The organism is Mesorhizobium sp. M7A.F.Ca.US.005.03.2.1 (assembly GCF_003997795.1).
Taxonomy (GTDB): domain Bacteria; phylum Pseudomonadota; class Alphaproteobacteria; order Rhizobiales; family Rhizobiaceae; genus Mesorhizobium; species Mesorhizobium ciceri.
On sequence record NZ_RZRP01001310.1, the window covers coordinates 1 to 1,097 of the forward strand.

Annotated in this window: 2 protein-coding genes; both read left to right on the forward strand. The window is 62.5% G+C overall.

The annotated features are described in order from the left end of the window. The first annotated feature begins 27 nt into the window (after nucleotides 1-27). Nucleotides 28-771, forward strand: a complete 744-nt coding sequence (locus EN991_RS37320; RefSeq protein WP_013533176.1) for a DUF4142 domain-containing protein — start codon at nucleotides 28-30, stop codon at nucleotides 769-771. 20 nt (nucleotides 772-791) lie between these two features. After that, nucleotides 792-1,097 (forward strand): general stress protein (locus tag EN991_RS37325; protein WP_348630522.1); only part of this gene is annotated, 306 nt, incomplete at its 3' end.

Here is a 1,097-nt window from a genome sequence, read left to right on the forward strand (position 1 = left end):
GACGCATCCCAGGCAAGGACAAAGCCGATGAAAACACGACAATTTTTCGCATCGCTCGCCGCTGCTTCCATTCTTCTCGCCGTGCCTGCTTTTGCTGCCGACAGCGCCCAGGCCTTCGTCGACAAGGCTGCCATCGGCGGCAAGTTCGAAGTCGACTCGAGCCAGATTGCCTTGGGCAAGGTTCAGGACCAGAGCATCAAGGACTTCGCCCAGATGATGATCCGCGATCACGGCGCGGCCAATGCCAAGCTGGCAACGGTGGCCGGCGAACAAAAATTGAAAGTGCCGTCGGCGCTTGATGCCCAGCACCAGGGCGATCTCGACAAGCTCAAGAATGCGCAGGCACCGATCGATCCAGCCTATGTCGACATGCAGCGCAAGGCGCATGCCGACGCCGTCAAGCTGTTTGAAACCTATGCCAGCGGCGGCGACAACGCCGGGCTCAAGACATTCGCCCAGCAAACGGTCGATACGCTGAAGACGCACCAGCAGATGATCGAAAAGATCGCAGCCGGGCAGGACGCCATCACGGGAGCGACAACACCGGCGGTGAAGACCGACAATACCCCCAATGCCGCCGCTCTCGTTCCCGGCGCAAACAGCTTCACCGAAGCCCAGGCCAAGAGCCGCATCGAGGGTGCAGGCTATACCAACGTGTCGAAGCTTACCAAGGACGACCAGGGCATCTGGCGGGGCCATGCCACCAAGGCAGGCGAAAGCCTCGCCGTCGGCCTGGACTATCAGGGCAACGTCGTTGCCGCCAGCAAGTGAGCACGGATCAGGAGAAATCAATGAAAACGGTAACTGGACTGTTCGACAATTATGACGACGCGGCCGACGCGGTCCGCGAACTGGAAGCCACGGGCGTCCCGCATGCGAACATCAGCATCGTCGCCAACAACTCGGATGACTGGTACGAGGGCGACCGTTCGGAGGCTGCCGAGGATGCCGGGGCTGGCGCGGGGATTGGAGCCGTGATCGGCGGTGCCGGCGGATTGCTGACAGGGCTGGGGGTCATGGCCATCCCGGGCGTCGGACCTGTGGTCGCGGCGGGTTTGCTCGCCCCCACCGCGACAGGTGTCGTTGCCGGGGCGGTG

What these genes read in the sequence shown, in the direction of transcription:
- EN991_RS37320 (WP_013533176.1), top strand. Translation starts at nt 28, where the DNA reads ATGAAAACACGACAATTTTTCGCATCGCTCGCCGCTGCTTCCATTCTT.